Origin of the sequence: Absicoccus intestinalis (genome assembly GCF_033971885.1) — a bacterium.
Lineage (GTDB): Bacteria > Bacillota_I > Bacilli_A > Erysipelotrichales > Erysipelotrichaceae > Absicoccus > Absicoccus intestinalis.
In genome coordinates this window covers 13,593-30,767 of sequence record NZ_JALBUS010000010.1, presented here as the reverse complement: position 1 = coordinate 30,767, position 17,175 = coordinate 13,593, and the positions used below count along the sequence as shown (strand labels likewise).

At 39.4% G+C, this 17,175-nt stretch carries 18 protein-coding genes; 15 read left to right on the top strand and 3 right to left on the bottom strand.

Going from position 1 to position 17,175, the window contains the following annotated elements; translation table 11 throughout:
• Positions 1-35 precede the first annotated feature (35 nt).
• Positions 36-923, bottom strand: a complete 888-nt coding sequence (locus MOZ64_RS07370) for a LysR family transcriptional regulator (RefSeq protein ID WP_277633650.1) — start codon at positions 921-923, stop codon at positions 36-38.
• 148 nt (positions 924-1,071) lie between these two features.
• On the opposite strand from MOZ64_RS07370, the gene MOZ64_RS07365 reads away from it, so the two are divergent.
• From MOZ64_RS07365 to MOZ64_RS07335, 7 genes are all read left to right on the top strand, one after another.
• Entirely contained in the window at positions 1,072-1,947 is an 876-nt protein-coding gene (locus tag MOZ64_RS07365; RefSeq protein WP_128520089.1) for a shikimate dehydrogenase, read from the top strand.
• Between the two features lie 26 nt (positions 1,948-1,973).
• Positions 1,974-3,185 carry an MFS transporter gene (locus MOZ64_RS07360; protein WP_128520088.1) on the top strand — a complete coding sequence of 404 codons (1,212 nt, stop codon included), beginning with the start codon at positions 1,974-1,976 and terminating at the stop codon, positions 3,183-3,185.
• A gap of 5 nt (positions 3,186-3,190) precedes the next feature.
• Entirely contained in the window at positions 3,191-3,952 is a 762-nt protein-coding gene (gene aroD / locus MOZ64_RS07355) for a type I 3-dehydroquinate dehydratase (RefSeq protein ID WP_320325935.1), read from the top strand.
• A gap of 86 nt (positions 3,953-4,038) precedes the next feature.
• Complete coding sequence (locus tag MOZ64_RS07350; protein WP_173446580.1) at positions 4,039-4,587, top strand: TRAP transporter small permease; 549 nt, start codon at positions 4,039-4,041, stop codon at positions 4,585-4,587.
• A gap of 1 nt (position 4,588) precedes the next feature.
• On the top strand, positions 4,589-5,884 hold the full coding sequence (locus tag MOZ64_RS07345) for a TRAP transporter large permease (RefSeq protein WP_320325934.1): 1,296 nt from the start codon (positions 4,589-4,591) through the stop codon (positions 5,882-5,884).
• 6 nt (positions 5,885-5,890) lie between these two features.
• Positions 5,891-6,907 carry a TRAP transporter substrate-binding protein gene (locus MOZ64_RS07340; protein WP_320325933.1) on the top strand — a complete coding sequence of 339 codons (1,017 nt, stop codon included), beginning with the start codon at positions 5,891-5,893 and terminating at the stop codon, positions 6,905-6,907.
• An 80-nt stretch (positions 6,908-6,987) separates the two neighbouring features.
• Positions 6,988-7,809, top strand: a complete 822-nt coding sequence (locus MOZ64_RS07335; protein WP_320325932.1) for a shikimate kinase — start codon at positions 6,988-6,990, stop codon at positions 7,807-7,809.
• Here MOZ64_RS07335 and MOZ64_RS07330 read toward each other — a convergent pair.
• The gene (locus MOZ64_RS07330; RefSeq protein WP_320325931.1) at positions 7,801-8,697 is read right to left on the bottom strand and encodes a LysR family transcriptional regulator; all 897 of its coding nucleotides are present in this window, start codon (positions 8,695-8,697) and stop codon (positions 7,801-7,803) included. The two genes, MOZ64_RS07335 and MOZ64_RS07330, sit on opposite strands and share 9 nt — an antisense overlap.
• 91 nt (positions 8,698-8,788) lie before the next feature.
• Here MOZ64_RS07330 and MOZ64_RS07325 point away from each other — a divergent pair, with 91 nt between their 5' ends.
• From MOZ64_RS07325 to MOZ64_RS07305, 5 genes are all read left to right on the top strand, one after another.
• The gene (locus MOZ64_RS07325; protein WP_320325930.1) at positions 8,789-10,210 is read left to right on the top strand and encodes an alanine/glycine:cation symporter family protein; all 1,422 of its coding nucleotides are present in this window, start codon (positions 8,789-8,791) and stop codon (positions 10,208-10,210) included.
• 120 nt (positions 10,211-10,330) lie between these two features.
• The gene (locus MOZ64_RS07320) at positions 10,331-11,206 is read left to right on the top strand and encodes a DMT family transporter (RefSeq protein ID WP_320325929.1); all 876 of its coding nucleotides are present in this window, start codon (positions 10,331-10,333) and stop codon (positions 11,204-11,206) included.
• Positions 11,187-11,771 (top strand): DUF308 domain-containing protein, encoded by a 585-nt coding sequence (locus MOZ64_RS07315; protein ID WP_173446574.1) that lies wholly within the window; start codon positions 11,187-11,189, stop codon positions 11,769-11,771. Before MOZ64_RS07320 ends, MOZ64_RS07315 begins: the two co-directional genes overlap by 20 nt.
• A complete protein-coding gene (locus tag MOZ64_RS07310; protein WP_320325928.1) occupies positions 11,755-12,564 on the top strand; it encodes a Cof-type HAD-IIB family hydrolase in 810 nt (269 codons plus the stop codon). Before MOZ64_RS07315 ends, MOZ64_RS07310 begins: the two co-directional genes overlap by 17 nt.
• A gap of 28 nt (positions 12,565-12,592) precedes the next feature.
• The gene (locus tag MOZ64_RS07305) at positions 12,593-13,363 is read left to right on the top strand and encodes a carbon-nitrogen hydrolase family protein (protein WP_320325927.1); all 771 of its coding nucleotides are present in this window, start codon (positions 12,593-12,595) and stop codon (positions 13,361-13,363) included.
• Positions 13,364-13,420: 57 nt separating this feature from the next.
• Here the strand turns inward: MOZ64_RS07305 and nadA are convergent, their stop codons facing one another.
• Positions 13,421-14,338: a quinolinate synthase NadA gene (gene nadA, locus MOZ64_RS07300; RefSeq protein WP_320325926.1), complete on the bottom strand. Its 918-nt coding sequence runs from the start codon at positions 14,336-14,338 to the stop codon at positions 13,421-13,423.
• Between the two features lie 123 nt (positions 14,339-14,461).
• On the opposite strand from nadA, the gene MOZ64_RS07295 reads away from it, so the two are divergent.
• From MOZ64_RS07295 to MOZ64_RS07285, 3 genes are read left to right on the top strand one after another with little or no spacing between them, the layout of a single operon-like run.
• Positions 14,462-15,736 (top strand): L-aspartate oxidase, encoded by a 1,275-nt coding sequence (locus MOZ64_RS07295; protein WP_173446571.1) that lies wholly within the window; start codon positions 14,462-14,464, stop codon positions 15,734-15,736.
• A 9-nt stretch (positions 15,737-15,745) separates the two neighbouring features.
• A complete protein-coding gene (gene nadC, locus MOZ64_RS07290) occupies positions 15,746-16,600 on the top strand; it encodes a carboxylating nicotinate-nucleotide diphosphorylase (protein WP_320325925.1) in 855 nt (284 codons plus the stop codon).
• A gap of 10 nt (positions 16,601-16,610) precedes the next feature.
• Positions 16,611-17,156, top strand: a complete 546-nt coding sequence (locus MOZ64_RS07285; protein WP_320325924.1) for a transcription repressor NadR — start codon at positions 16,611-16,613, stop codon at positions 17,154-17,156.
• Positions 17,157-17,175 lie beyond the last annotated feature (19 nt).

Genomic DNA, 17,175 nt, shown 5'->3' with positions numbered 1-17,175 from the left:
AATTAGTACAAAAAAACTATTAAAAAAGAGCAATCTCACATTGCTCCTGCATTTGTTTTGACATACTCGATCATTTTTCGTACCGCGGGCATTTGCACCGCGTGCTTTAAATAAGCCATATATATCGTATGCATAAATTGTTCTTCCGGGATCAATCGTTTGATTACGATATCATCCCGATAGATGGGTTTCGAATCACTGGCCAAGGCAATGCCAAAACCATCCGCAACAAAGGCAGCCAAACTGTCTTCATCTGGAAAGGTACTCGTAATATTGGGATGGACATTATATTCTTTGAAGTAATTCACGGTTGTTTTTCCTAAACCTGTTTTGGGATCGTAGCACAAGACGGGATATTTTGAAAAGATCGTATGATCAAGATATTTTTCATTGACCATGGGATGATCTTTTGGCAATAAAACAACCATTTCTTGTTTCAATATTGGAATAAAAGTGACATCGGGTTGATCTTCTTTACTGGAACCAAACACCAAATCATATTTTTTTTCACGAAGTCCTTTGATGTTCTCATCGGTATATCCTTCATAAAAATTAAATTGGATATTGCGATTATCCACCGATTGTTTGAAATGTTTGACCAAAGAAGGTAAAAACCAATGGGCCAGTGGTGCTACATACGCAATGACGACATGTCCACCACTTTCAGTAAATTCATGCATCCGCATACGAGCGGTACTGATATCATTCAAGATAATGGTGGCTTGCTCTAAAAAAAGTCGCCCGGCTTTGGTCAATGAGACATTTCGACCCTTCTTTTCAAATAAAGATGTTCCTAGTTCTTGTTCCAAGGAAGAAATGGATCGCGAAAGGGAGGGTTCCGAAATATGTAGACTTTCAGCGGCCAAATTGAAGTGTTCCAATGTAGCAGCACGATGAAAATATAATATTTGATTTAATGTCACAATGTTTCTCCTGCGACAATTATATCATCATTAATACATTGAATGTACTGATTTCCAACAAAAATGATATTAGAAATGCAAAGATGGCTAGATTATAATACCCATGAATTGTTAAATTTTTAACATGTAAGACAAAAGGAGAAAGAAAATGACTGAAAGATTAACAGGACACACAGAATTGATTGGTTTAATGGCTTATCCCATTCGTCATTCAAGTTCACCTGCAATGCATAATGAAGCATTCGCATATTTAGGACTTGATTATGCATATTTGGCTTTCGAAGTAGATAACAGCACTTTGGAAGATGCCATCAAAGGATTGCGTGCATTGAAAATGGTTGGTTCCAATGTTTCCATGCCAAACAAAACCGTGGTTGGACAATATTTGGATAAATTATCACCAGCTGCTGAATTATGTGGAGCGGTCAATACGATCACAAATGATAATGGTGTATTGACTGGACATATCACCGATGGAATTGGTTATATGGAATCTTTGAAAGACTATGATATCGATGTCATTGGTAAGAAAATGACGATTGCTGGTGCTGGTGGTGCGGCTACTGCCATTGAAATCCAAGCAGCATTGGATGGTGTAAAAGAAATTTCCATCTTTAATCGTCATGATAAATTCTGGGAAAATGCGCAAGCAACAGTAAAGAAAATCAATGAAAAGACAAACTGTCATGCACAATTGTTTGATTTAGATGATAAAGAAGCCTTGCGTCGTGAAATTGCCGATTCCTATTTACTGGCAAACGCAACTGGTATGGGAATGAAACCATTGGAAGGACAAACTTGGTTGCCAGATACTTCGTATCTACGTCCTGATTTGATCGTAACGGATACGGTATATGCGCCAGCCAAAACAAGATTCTTGGAAATGGCAGAAGAAGTTGGATGCAAGAAAATGAATGGATTTGGCATGATGTTGTTCCAAGGGGCTGCTGGTTTCAAAATGTGGACGGGTCATGATATGCCAATCGAACACATGAAAGAAGTCTTAGGAATTAAATACGAATAATAAAAGAGAAAAAGGGAGACAAATAAATGAAGAAAAAATATTTGCCTAGTGCATTGATCATGTACTTGAATTACTTTATCCATGGTGTGGGATGCTCTGTTTTAGGACAAGCATTGATCAAAGATGCACTTGCGGCTTCATGGCAAGTGGAAGCCATGGCCATTACAGCTATTTCGGCAGCACTTGGTTTAGGACGATTGATCGCGTTGCCATTTGCCGGTCCATTATCGGATAAATTGGGACGTCGTATTTCTACTGCGATTGGTAGTGCTTCCTATGCGATTTACTTGATTGGTTTGGCTTTTGCGTTTAATGCCGGTCCAAATGGTGGATATCAAATTGCGTATATTTGTGCCATTGTTGGTGGTATTGCCAACTCTTTCTTGGATACAGGAATTTATCCAGCTGTTACTGAAATCTTCTATTCGGCACCAGGTGTCGCAACAATGGGAATCAAATTCTTTATCGCGATTTCGCAAATGTTGTTGCCTTTCTTCTTAGGTGTGACAGTTTCAACAACAGCTGCTGGATTGACATCGTATAATCGTTTATTTTGGATTTGTGGTATTGCGTACCTTATTCTATTTGTACTAGTAATGATCTTCCCATTGCCAGATGCTGATCAAAAAGCCGAAGGCAAGAAGGAAGGCTTAGTAGAAAGTTTAAAACATACGCATTTCTCGTTGGAATCCATTGCGATGATCTTGATTGGTTTCACTTGTACGGGTACATTCCAGTTATGGTTAAATTGTGCGCAAAACTTTGCAGTCGAAAATGTGGGTTGGGCCAATCCTTCCATCATGCAAACGTATTATTCCGCTGGTACGATCCTTGCCTTGATCGTGACGGCCTTATTAACACGTAAGATCAAAGATGTTCGTTTTATCTTGGTGTATCCTGCCATCTGCTTGATCACTATGATCGTTGTGTTGATTGGTAAGACACAAAGCTTGATGATCCTTGGTTCTTTTGTTATTGGTTGGGCTGGAGCTGGTGGATTGCTTCAGATTGCGACTTCGGTATGTAATATGTTGTTCCCAAAAATCAAAGGAACTGTAACGGCATTGGTCATGATTGCTTCTTCTTTATGTAACTATACGATCTTAACGGCTGCTTCAAAAATGGCACCGAGCCAAGTCATGGTCATGAATATCGTGATCACTGGTATTGGCGTATTATTGGGATTGTATGTAAACTTACGTTATACGAAAATGGTTGATTCGGTAGAACAAGGATAAAAAAGATGAATAGAGTACAAGTAAAAAATGTCACGATTGGCGAAGGTCTTCCGAAGATCATCGTGCCAATTGTTGGCCAAACAAAAGATGAAATTATTGCTGCTGCCAAGTCATTTGCGAATGTTGAATTAGACATTGTGGAATGGCGAGTAGATTGGTTTGAAGGTGTATTTGATTTTGATCAAGTCAAGGATGTAGCGCAAGCTTTACGTGATGTTTTGCAAGACACACCCATCTTGTTTACTTTCCGTACCGCAAAAGAGGGTGGCGAAAAAGCCATTGAGCCAGATGTTTATGTGGCATTGAATCAAAAAATGGCGCAAACGGGTTTGGTTGATTTAGTGGATGTAGAAGCTTTTACTGGTGATGACTATGTAGCACAAATCATTGAGGTTGCTCATCAAAACAATGTAAAAGTCGTAGCTTCCAATCATGATTTTGATAAGACACCAGATCAAGCAGATATTGTTTCGCGGTTACGTAAGATGCAGGAACAAGGCGCCGATATCCCAAAGATTGCGGTAATGCCAAACAATAAAAAGGATGTATTGACATTATTAGCGGCTACTGAAGAGATGGCAACAAATTATGCAGATCGGCCAATTATCACCATGTCCATGGCAGGTACGGGATTAATTTCACGTTTGTGTGGTGAGGTATTTGGTTCGGCAGCTACCTTTGGTGCGGTTGGCAAAGTATCAGCACCTGGTCAAATGAATGCCGAAGATCTAAATACGATCTTAACATTGATTCATAAGAGTCTGTAAAAAGCAAGGAAGCATATGTCATCTTCTGCGTGACATGTGCTTTTTATTTAAGTATAATTTTATTATTATTCAGAGAGGAAAGTAGGATGAAAGTTCTGAAGTATTTAGAAGAAAATCTCGAAGAAATACTGATGGTGCTCCTTCTGATTGCGATGGCAGTGATCATGGGCATGCAAGTGATTTCGCGTTATTTACTTGGTGTTTCTTTGTCGTGGTCAGAAGAAATCACCCGGTATTTATTTATCTGGTCTGCTTTTTTAAGTGTCAGTCTTTGTACGCGAAAGTGTATTTCGATCAAGATCGATCAGTTTATCAAAATGTTTCCAAAACGTGGAGAGGCTATGTTTAAAGTTGTGAACTTGACAATTTCCATTCTCTTCTTTGGGGTATTGATTCCCTATGCCTATCGTTATTTGGTGGCAACCATTGAAAGTGGTCAGTTATCACCTGCATGCGGCATTCCCATGTATTATGTGCAAGCAGCACCTTTCTTTTGTTTCATCTTAACAGGCATTCGTTTGATCCAGCGTTGGTTCATCAATATGGAAATCGTATTGAAGAAGGATGTGGATTTTCCAGAAGAAGGAACATTGGCAGATGAAATTAGCGATACAGTAAAGGAAAAGGGTAAGTAATATGTCAGTTGGAGTTGTATTTATTATTTTTGCCATTTGTCTATTGATTGCTGTACCTATTTCTATTTCATTAGGCATCGTAGCTGTATTGCCAGGATTGTTTGATCCAAGTTTTACGGCGAGTGGTAGTTTTGTGATTCGTTCCATGTTGGGTGGTATTGATAGCTTTCCTTTACTGGCTGTCCCTATGTTTGTGCTGGCTGGTATTATCATGGCACATGGACAGATTTCTAAGAAATTATTTGATATTTTTGCCTATTTTTTAGGTAAACTCACTGCGGGTATTCCGTGTGCTGTAGTAGTTACGTGTTTGTTTTATGGAGCCATTTCCGGATCAGCCCCTGCTTCAGTAGCAGCGGTAGGTTCTATGACCATTCCTTTTTTGTTGGAACTGGGCTATGATAAACGATTTTCCATTGCGATCGTTGCGGTAGCTGGTGGTTTAGGCGTTATTATACCACCAAGCATTCCATTTATCATGTTTGCGATGGCCAGTGGGGAATCGGTCAGTAATTTGTTCATTGCCGGTATCGTGCCTGGTTTATTGATTGGGTTCTTATTGATGGCATATTGCGTTTATTACTGTAAACGATATGGCGAAGATAAAGAAAAGATCGATGCGAAAGTCAGTGAATTGCATGAAGCCGGTTTTCTAAAAGTATTCAAAGATGGTTTCTTGGCTTTGTTGAGTCCAGTTATCATTTTAGGCTGTATTTATTCAGGTATTGCTTCGCCAACCGAAGCTGCCGTGATTTCGGTCTTCTATGCTTTGATCATTAGTTTGTTTGTATATAAGACATTGAAATTTACGGATATTTGGCATATCTTTGTCGAAGCTGTTCATACGTATGCACCTATTTTATTTATCTTGGCCGCTGCTGTGGCTTTCTCGCGTGTATTAACGTTGATGCAAGTGCCACAAACCATTAGTGCTTGGATCTTATCCCACTTTACAAACAAGGTTGTTTTATTGTTGGTGATCAATGCGTTCTTATTGGTAGTTGGTATGGTCATGGATACAACTCCAGCGATTTTGATCTTGTCACCAATCCTAGTGCCAATTGTCACGCAAGTAGGTATGAATCCAATTCATTTTGGTGTCATGATGGTCGTCAACTTAGCCATCGGTTTTGTGACACCACCAATTGGCGTCAACTTGTTTGTAGCTAGTTCACTAACGGAAGTGCCAGTCATGGATATTGCTCGTAAGGCGATGCCAATGATTGGAATCTTCTTGATTGCCTTATTATTGATCACATTTATTCCACAAATCAGTTTGTGTTTATTAGGAGGGTAGAATCGAATGAAACATCCATTGAAAAAAATAACTGCCCTTGCATTGAGTGGGATTTTATCCCTTTCCTTAGCTGGTTGTGGGACCCAAGCCAGTACGGGTACACAACGATATGCTTGGCCATTGGGAACATCGAGTCCAGAAGATACCGTTACCCAGATTTATGCAGAAAAGTTTGCACAAGAAGTTTCACGATTGAGTCAGGGTAAGATGAAAATCCAAGTGTATCCCAATAGTGTATTGGGTGGTGATCGTGAATTGTTGGAAAGTCAAAAGGATGGAGATATTCCGTTTGTGGTGCAAAACACAGCACCACAAGTCACTTTTATGCCGGATATTGCGGTTTTTGATATGCCTCGTGTCTATAATGATATTAACTTGGTACGAACGGCTATTGATGATCCCGAATTCATGGAAAAAATTCAGAAAGTGTACAACGAAGGCGGTTATGAATTGCTTGGTTATGCCGATCAAGGCTTCCGTGTCATGTCCACCAATAAAAAAATCACGTCCATCGATGATTTTAAAGGTCAAAAGATTCGAACAATGGAAAATTCTTATCATATGATGTTTTGGAAACAATTAGGGGCCAGTCCAACACCAATGACTTTTTCGGAAGTTTATATTGGTTTGCAGCAAGGAACTATCGATGCACAAGAAAATCCATATGAAGTCATTGTTTCCAATAAATTGTATGAGCAACAAGATTATATCGTAGAAACCAATCATTTACCGCATTTGATTTCTTTGACGGTTTCAAGTGAATTTATGAAGTCTTTGCCAAAGAATCAACAGAAGATCATTCGTCAGGCAGCGCAGATTGCGAAAGAATATGCACGAAAACAGTCGGATCAGCGCATTGCTTCCCGTATTCAAACAATCAAGGATAGTGGTACGCAAATCATTACGTTGGATATGGCAACACAAGCAGAAATGGATACGCGTAGTGAAAAGGTCTATGAAGCGATTGAGAAACAAGTGGATGCATCGTTGGTGCGTGCATATATGAAAGAGGCCAATCAATAAATCCAACTTGTCGGAAAAATGGAGATAAGGTATAATGATAGCCACATAAACGTGGCTATTTTTTTTGAGGTGAAAAATATATGAGCGATACAAAACAGTTAGAAGAAATTCGTGAGAAGATTGGGAATACCGATGTTCGTATCATTGATGCTTTAGCCGATCGAATGGAATTGATCCAAGATATCATTGCGTATAAAAAAGCAACAGGTATTCCTATCTTACAGCCAGAACAAGAAGAGAAACAAACTAAGGCCTTAGAGGAATATTTAAAAGATAATGAATTTGAAGAAGAGATTTTGGATGTTTTCAAATATATCATGAAGAATTCACGTCGGGTTCAGGCCAAGGCTTTATTTGATTATAATGTCTTCTTGATTGGTTTCATGGGGGCTGGAAAAACGACCATTGCGAGTGAGTTGGAGCGTAAATTGGAAATGCATCGAATTGAAATGGATGACATGATCGTAAAGAAACAGGGTATGTCCATTTCCGAGATTTTTGATGAATATGGTGAAATCTACTTCCGTAATTTGGAATCGAACTGTTTGATTGAACTACAAAAAGTCAAACAAGGTATCATTTCTTGTGGTGGCGGAGTGATCCTGCGACCAGATAATGCGGATCATATGAAGAAGAATGGTCGAATCGTTTTATTGACTGCCACACCAGAAACCATTTTAGAACGGGTCAAAGACAGTGATGAAAGACCCATCTTAAATAACCATATGAATGTAGAATTTATCACAGATTTATTGAATCAGCGAAAAGATAAATATCGTGCCGTGGCAGATGTGATCGTAGCGACGGATGGAAAAAACACGGATCAAATTTGTGATGAGATCATCGCCAAATTAATTGCGTTTGATCGTGATAAGGAAGCAAAAGAGAAGAGCTCACAGTAAGCTCTTTTTTTGTAGATGAATGTTGGATAAAAAATCAATGGTTGCTTGAAGGACAGGACTGATCCATTTTTCTTTGTGGATAAAGATTTGTTTCCAAACATGGAGTTGAATGTCGGGAATATCTAAATAGACAATTTCGTGTTTTTCGATGTAGGGCTCGACCACAAAATCAGGTAAGAAGGAAATCCCGACATTTTGCCGGATAATTTCACAAATATCCTGGGTCGACGCAAATTCAAGAATGGGTTTGATTTCCCATTGTTTTTGGGCAAGAAGAGTATCTAACTTACGACGATAGCTCATATTCTTTTCGGTCAAGATGAAATCATATTGCATGAGTTGTTCAATCGGTATGTTTTTTTGATGGGCTAAGGGATGTTGTTTAGCGGCAACAAAATGGCAGGGAATCTTTTCTTCGTTTGTCACTAAGTGGGTCATATCGTATAAATGATCATCCAAGGTACATACGATATCGACTTGATTGTGATCGATCATCGAATACATATCAAAGGTGCCTCCGGTCGTGATGATCCAGTCAATATGGGGATATTGTTCATGAAATTGTTGAAAGTGTTTGGTGATAAGGGGATCACATAAAGAATCAGCCATCGCAATATGGACCGAACCTTGATAGCTATCTGTTTTTGGGGTAATAAAAGCTTGTAGTTCATGATGAATGGCTTGCGCCATCATGAGTTTTTGATGGCCTTGTTCTGTCAACTTGATCGTGTGACCAACGCGTTCAAAAAGGGGCACGTGGAGTTCTTCTTCTAATTGTTTGATTTGTAGCGAAACGGTTGGTTGGGAATAACCCAGTTTTTTAGCGGCTTGCGAGAAGCTATTGAGTTCAGCGACAGTAATAAATGTTTGAATGAGTTTTGTTTCCATAAGAATTGCCAATGCTTATTATAAAGACTATTAATTGTACAAATATATAATTTTATTCTATATTGAACGATGAGAAAGTCAAGGTGTAACAATGGCGTTTGTACAGTTTATTTATAATTTATTGTGGGGTGATTTGATCACCATTTCATTGCCGCATTTTCATGTTGGATTATCGTTGTTGGTGTTGATCCTGATTCCGGCTGGTATCTTTTTTTCGATTCGAACACGTTTTTTACCCATTCGGCATTTTAAAGATATGATTCAGATCACCATGGAAAAGAAAGATCAAGAAGCCCATGCCATATCGGGATTGGAAGGCTTGATCGTTTCAACGGCTACTCGGGTTGGTATGGGAAATTTAGTAGGCGTTGTCGCCGCTATCAGTGCGGGTGGTGCTGGTGCGGTATTTTGGATGTGGCTGACTGCCATCCTAGGTTCTTCAACGGCTTTTGTGGAAGCCACCCTAGCTCAGCTCTATCATGAAAGAGATCCATTATATGGTGGCTATCGTGGTGGGCCAGCCTACTACATTCATGCCTTCTTTACTCGTAAAACGAAACAAAAGAAAAGTATCATCGCGATCTTATTTGCGTTATCGGGTCTATTGTGTTGGTTCGGTATTAGTCAAGTGGTAGGTAATTCGGTGTCTTCTGCATTTGAGAATGCCTTTCATATTCCACCGATTTATACCACGATTGTCTTGGTCGTGCTAGCGGCTTGGATCGTGTTACGTAAAAACATGACGGTCAAAGTACTGGATGTGATCGTACCGATCATGGCTTGTTTCTATTTTGGATTGACCATTTATGTCATGGTTCGTAATATTACGGTTTTACCTTCGGTCATCCATGAAATCTTTGTTCAAGCGTTTGGCTTGAAACAAATGGTTGCAGGTGGTTTCGGCGCTGTTTTGATGAATGGAGTCAAACGTGGTTTATTTTCTAATGAAGCCGGTTCAGGATCGGCTCCTTGTGCTTCGGCTACGAGTCATGTTTCTCATCCAGTCAAAAGTGGCATGCTCCAAAGTTTAGGTGTCTTTATTGATACGATCGTGATTTGTACGTGTACAGCTATGATCATGTTGACTGCGCCACATGCAGTGATCAATGGACTACAAGGTATGGATTTGTTGCAGAGTGCGATGTCCTATCATTTTGGTCAAGTGGGTGTCATCTTTATTGCGATTGTCTTGTGGCTGTTTAGTTTTTCAACATTTATTGGGATCTTGTATTATGCACGCAGCAATGTGGCTTATCTTTTTGGCGATCGTTGGTTGCCACAAACCATCTATAAGATCCTGGCATTAACACAATTGTTCATTGGTGGTTTAGCGACCTATACCTTTGTCTGGGATCTGGGTGATATTGGCATTGGTTTGATGACAATCTTTAATATGATCGTTTTGATTCCGATGTCCAAAGAAGCCATTGCATCTTTGAAAGAATATGAAGAACAAACCAATAAAGAAACGGTACCATCGATGCAAGAAGTATTTGAAAATGAGTCGGTCTAGCAGAAATGCTAGGCCTTTGTGCTATAATGGGCATATGCGCAAAAGAAGTCAAAATATGCGCGTTTCAGTAAGGAGGATGGGCACCTTTCTTTATTTTGTTGAAAGGTTTAAAATCTACGTATGAATGATCATGTAAAGGGAATTTTATTTATATTATTGGCCGCTTTAGGCTTTGCGTTTATGAGCTTTTTTGTGAAGTTGGCAGGAAATGTGCCAACGATGCAGAAGGCCTTTTTCCGAAATATCGTTGCGGTCTTGATTGCGAGTGTTTCTTTGGTTCGATACGAAGGATCGTTGCATGTCGATAAAAGAGATTATTTGCCGTTATTTTTGCGATCGTTGTTTGGCACCATCGGTTTGATTTTTAATTTCTGGGCAATCAGTCGTTTGGCATTGCCCGATGCGAATATCTTAAATAAGATGAGTCCCTTCTTTGCGGTCTTGATGTCTATTTTTATTTTGGGTGAAAGACCCAATTCCATGGATATCCTTACGGTCATTGTTGCGTTTGTCGGCGCCATGTTTGTGGTCAAGCCAACCGCAGGATTGGCCTCATTACCAGCTATTGTGGGATTGATTGGTGGCATGTGTGCAGGAACGGCCTATACTTTTGTGCGTAAATTAGGAAAGCATAATGTGCCAGGACCATTGATTGTCTTTGTTTTTTCGGCCTTTTCATCGATTGTCTGTTTGATCCCGATGCTCATGGATTATCAACCGATGACATTTATCCAATTATTGTGTTTGATTTTAGCAGGCTGTTCAGCTGCTTTGGGCCAATTTAGTGTGACCGCTGCTTATACATTTGCACCGGCCAAAGAAATATCGGTGTTTGATTATTCACAAGTGATCTATGCAGCGATATTGGGCTTTTTGGTTTTCCATGAATGGCCGGATCGAATGAGCTTGATTGGTTATGTGTTGATCATTGGCACAGCTATCGTAAAATGGTATTTGAATACCCATGGAGGAGAGAATGAAACGGTTCAAGAATAATGGCGCGATCTTACAAGCCATCACAGCGGTGGCAAGTATCCTCATTGGTGCAGCCATGTTGTTTTCCAAAAATGTGCAATTCAGTAGTTTGTGTTATGTCTTTTGTATCGTCTTATGGGGCATCGGGATTTATGAGATCGTTTCGTATTTTCTGAGCAAATCGTATCAACACATGTCGGATTATGGGTTTACCTTAGGGGTCTTATTGATCCTATTGGGATTGGTTGGATTGATTCGTATCAATGATATGACGAGAAATGTCAAAGAATATATGCAGTTGTTTTCTTTGATCCAGAGTATTTTTATTCTCCAAAATAGTGTGCAGATGTATGCCTTAAAGAGTAAAGCGTGGTTATTGGATCTTATATTTTCTTTGTTGATGATCCTTTTATCGATTTTTGCGTTTACTGGACAATTGAAACAATATACATATAGTATTCTTATGTTTGCCGGCATATTTGGATGTATCAGTGTCTTTTTATCGTCAATGGTCGTTCGATCCTTCCATAAAAAGACGATACAAGAAATGCCAAAGGAGAAAGTGGAAGATGAAGAAAAACATTAAATTCGTTGTTTGTGATATTGATAATACGCTGATCGTACCGCATGCTTCGCTGTCTAAACCTGCAAAAAAGATCATTGAATTATTGCGTGCCAAAGGAATCCTATTTGGCTTAGCCAGTGGTCGTCCCTTAGAAGATCTTGACTTTATGATTGAAAACTGGGGCATTGATGTTGATATGATGATTGGGATGAATGGTTCAAGTTTGCGTGATTGTCGAACCAACCAGGAATATAGTTACTATATGATGAAACCAGAGTGGATCAAAGAAACCATTGATTTGATGAAACCGTTTCATGGCAATCCCATCATTTATGAACCAGGTGTCGTTGTTTGTGTCAAAGAAGATGAGATGGTTCAGGTTTCAGCGTCTTCTTCCAATCGAAAGGTGAAGAAAGTCGATGATCTTTCGTATTTGTATCGAACGGAGAATGCGAAAATCATGTTCCGTGTACCCGAAAGTGAAATGGCAGATGTAGAAGCGTATTTTAAAGCCCATCCGATCCAATCTGGATATGAAGGCTTTAAAACGCAATCGACCTTATATGAATTTGCGAATAAGCATACCAACAAGGGATTTGCACTCAAGAAATATTGTGAATTGAAACAAATACCAGCTTATCAAGTCATGGCTTTTGGTGATACATCGAATGATAATTCGATGTTAGCATATAGTGGTTTGGGTGTTTGTATGAAAAATGGTTCGCAAGATACCAAGTCCGTGGCGGATATCATCACAAAAAAGCCTTGTGATCAAGATGGTTGGGCCGATTTTATGATGGGATATGCGATGTAGGAGTCTAGAAATAGACAAAGGATAGCGTATGAAAATAGCACTCGCACAAATGCAGATGTCAAAGAATTGGGATGAAAATGTAGCAAAGAGCTTGTCTTTATTACGAGAGGCAAAAGCGGATTTGATTGTGTATCCCGAGGTGCAAATGTCGCCTTTTTTTGCTCAATATCGTCATCAAGATGCCAAAGCAATCGATCAAGAGGATCCGATATTTACCCAATTTCGTGAATTGTGTAAACAATATCAAATCATGGCTTGTCCAAATTTTTATTTTCGAGAAGAGGATAAAAAATATGATGCCAGTTTTTTGATTGACAAAGAAGGTCAGATCATAGGTTGTCAAAAGATGGTGCATATTGCCCAAGCCAATCAGTTTTACGAACAAGATTATTACACCCCATCCAATGATGGCTTTCATGTGTTTGGTGATATCGGGATCGTGGTTTGTTTCGATCGACACTATCCGGAAAGTATTCGTACCGAAGCCTTAAGAGGCGCCCAGTTGATCTTGATTCCAACGGCGAACACCAAAGCAGAACCAATGGAATTGTTTGAACAAGAAATTCGTGTACAAGCTTACCAAAATTGTTGTTTTCTTGCGATGTGTAATCGTACTGGAACCGAGGATCAAATGGATTTTGCGGGTGAATCTCTGGTCTGTGATCCAGATGGAAATACGATTGCCAAAGCCGGCTATGAAGAGGAGCTATTGATCGTAGATATTGATTTGGATCAAGCCAAAGAAGCTTGTCAATCTCGTCCGTATTTAAATCTTCGTCGAACGGAATGGTATGAATAAGTTTTGAATTAAAACACCAGAAGTCCTTTATTCATGGACTCTCTGGTGTTTTTTTTATTATTTTCCGGCCTTGACCATTCGATCAATGGCGGTTTTTGCACCTTGTAAGATTTCATCATCCAAGATGATTTCTTCTTGTTCTTTACCGGTGATGGTATTGTAGACATCGACCAATGTCGTTTGACGCATATTGTGACAAACACATTCTACAGATAAACAATAGAATTTCTTATCCGGGCAGTCAAATTGCAGATGTTGGACGATGCTGTTTTCGGTACCAATCACAAATTCTTTTTTATCACTTTCTTTGGCGTATTTCATGATGCCTGTGGTACTTCCTGCATAATCGGCCAATTCCGTGACTTCTGGTTTACATTCAGGATGCACCAAGATTTCGGCTTCGGGATGTTCTTTACGTGCTTTTTCTACATCTTTTTTGGAGATGCGCCAATGGGTTGGACAACCACCCTGGAAGGTCTTGATGTTTTTTTCAGGTAGTTGATTGGCAACCCAGGAACCTAAATTGGGATCTGGAATAAACAAGATGTCTTTTTGAGGCATCTTTTTTAATATACGCACGGCACTGCTTGAGGTCACGACCATATCGACAACCGTTTTTAATTCCGAAGTGGTATTGATATAAGCAACTACGGCATAGTCTGGATATTTTTCTTTTAACATCAAGACATCTTCTTTGGTCATTTGTTGGGCCATGGGACAGCCTGTATAGCGATTAGCTAAATAAACGTGCTTATTTGGCGATAAGATCTTTACGGTTTCAGCCATAAAGCGAACACCACACATGACGACGTTTTGATGTTTGGTTTTGGCAGCTTGGACGCTTAATCCATAGGAATCACCCATATAATCGGCAACTTCTAATATATCTTGACTTTGATAGGCATGGGCCAATATCAACATATCTTTTTCTTTCTTGATGCGTTTGATTTCCTCTTGTAATTCTCTGGTGTTCATAATTTATTCTCCTTGACAAACAATGACATTATAAAAAGGGATGGTAATACTGTCAAGTCCATTGTCTTGACAATAGACTTGACAAATAATATAATGCTCACTGTCAGGAAAGAAGGATATCTTATGAAAACAGATATTTGTATAGTAGGTTGTGGTTGTTCCGGATTGTATGCGGCGTTACAACTTCCAAAAAATAAAAAAATTCTTATGATCACAAAATCTGATGCAGAAAGTAGTGATTCGTTCTTAGCACAGGGTGGCATCTGCATATTGAAAAATGAAGCAGATTATCAATCGTATTTTAAAGATACGATGAAAGCTGGCCATTATGAAAATGATCCAGAAAGTGTGGAGATCATGATTCGTTCGAGCCAAGATGTGATTCATGATTTGATCAAATACGGCACTGATTTTCATAAAGATAAGGATGGAAAATTAGACTATACCCGAGAAGGGGCTCATTCCCATGCGCGAATCCTATTCCATGAAGATGAGACAGGCAAAGAAATCACGAAGCATTTGCTTGAAAAAGTGCGTGCATTACCTAATGTGACCTTGTTGGAATATACGACCATGTTAGATATCGTCGAAGCAAACAATACTTGTTATGGTATCATCATGCGAAAAGCCGATGGTACCATTGAAACGGTATCGTGTGACTATGTCTTATTGGCGACTGGTGGTGTGGGTGGTGTTTATCGTCATTCCACCAATTTCCGTCATTTGACTGGAGATGGCATTGCGGTAGCCATTCGACATCATATTACGTTAAAGAATATCAATTATGTACAAATTCATCCGACCACTTTTTATTCACCCAATGAGAAGGATCGTTCCTTCTTGATCAGTGAAAGTGTGCGTGGTGAAGGGGCTCTTCTTTATGATAAGAATATGCAACGATTCACGAATGAATTATTACCACGCGATCTTTTAACCGAAAAAATTCGTGAACAAATGAAAAAAGATGGAACCAATCATGTATGGGAAGATCTACGTCCCATTGGTCATGAACAATTGATGAGTCATTTTCCACATATCGTACAACATTGTTTAGAAATGGGATATGATCCGGAAAAAGAACCAATTCCAGTTGTACCGGCTCAACATTATTTTATGGGTGGTATCAAAGTCAATAAACAATCCAAGACTTCGATGGATCATTTGTATGCGATTGGTGAAACCGCATGTAACGGGGTACATGGAAAGAATCGTTTGGCATCGAACTCGTTATTGGAATCCTTGGTTTTTGCGAAACGAGCTGCCAAAGAAATCGCATCGGCATATGAAATGTTGCATAATCCAATGGTTTTTGCACATATCCAAGAAGCAGATTATACGAATATGGCGTCATTGAAACAAACCTATCGTCATATGGTACAGGCTGAAGTCATGGTGTAGGAGGTAATTATGTTTGATCCAATCACAATGCGTTTGCACGTGGATCCTTTGATCCAAAGTGCTCTTGAAGAAGATATCAATAGTGAAGATGTATCGACCAATTGTGTCATGCCCACATCCAAACAAGGCCAAGTTGACTTGATTGCGAAAGAAGATGGCATTCTTTGTGGGGCTCAAGTTTTCGAGCGTGTGTTTACCCTTCTCGATCCAACCATGAAAATCGAATGGATGGCAAAGGATGGCGATGCGATTCATGATCAACAAGTACTCGCTCATGTAACGGGTGATATTCGCGTTTTATTATCTGGAGAGAGAACGGCTTTGAATTTTTTACAACGAATGAGTGGAATCGCGACGTATACACATCAGATGGCAAAGTTATTAGAGGGAACGTCCATTCAACTGTTGGATACACGAAAGACAACACCAAATATGCGCATTTTTGAAAAATATGCGGTTAAAGTTGGCGGTGGTCATAATCATCGGTATAATTTATCTGATGGTGTGATGTTGAAGGATAATCATATCGATGCGGCTGGTGGTGTTTCACAAGCCATTCAAATGGCAAGGGCTTATGCGCCATTTGTCCGCAAAATTGAAGTCGAAGTAGAAAATTTAGACATGGTCAAAGAAGCGGTATCAGCTGGAGCAGATATCATCATGTTAGATAATATGGATCATGATACGATGGTGCAAGCAATCGAGTTGATTGACAAAAAAGCGAAGATCGAGATTTCGGGAAATGTGACCAAAGAAAATATCGATCGGATCAAAGATCTTGCGGTTGATTATATTTCAAGTGGCGCTTTAACGCATTCATCTCCCATCTTGGATGTATCACTAAAACATTTGCACGCATTGTAGGAGGTATAAAATGACGGGAAAACAACGAAGAGAAGAAATTATTCACATTTTATCGAAACAAGAACAGCCATACTCTGGTACTTTATTGGCTAAACAACTTCATGTTTCTCGTCAAGTTGTCGTCCAGGATATTGCGTTATTACGAGCTGAAAATAGGCAGATCTTATCAACGAATAAGGGGTATCTTCTCTTGGCTGAAAATGATACGACTCGTGTATTTAAGGTGCATCACACCAATGAACAAGCTCGCGATGAGATGAATCTAATCGTTGATCTGGGTGGCAAAATTGAAGATGTGTTTGTGTATCATCGTGTCTATGGTGTATTGAAGGCACCGTTGAATATTAAATCACGACGTGATGTGGATCGGTATTTACGAGAAATTGAATTGGGAAATTCGACATTATTATTGAATGTGACGGCTGGTTATCATTATCATACGATATCTGCTGAAGATCAAAAGACCTTAGATTTGATTCAAACAGAATTAGATCATGCCGGTTTCTTAGCGCCTCTACAAGATTATGAACCCGTTGATTTTTGGAAAGAGCACTAAAAAAGTTCTCAACAACGAG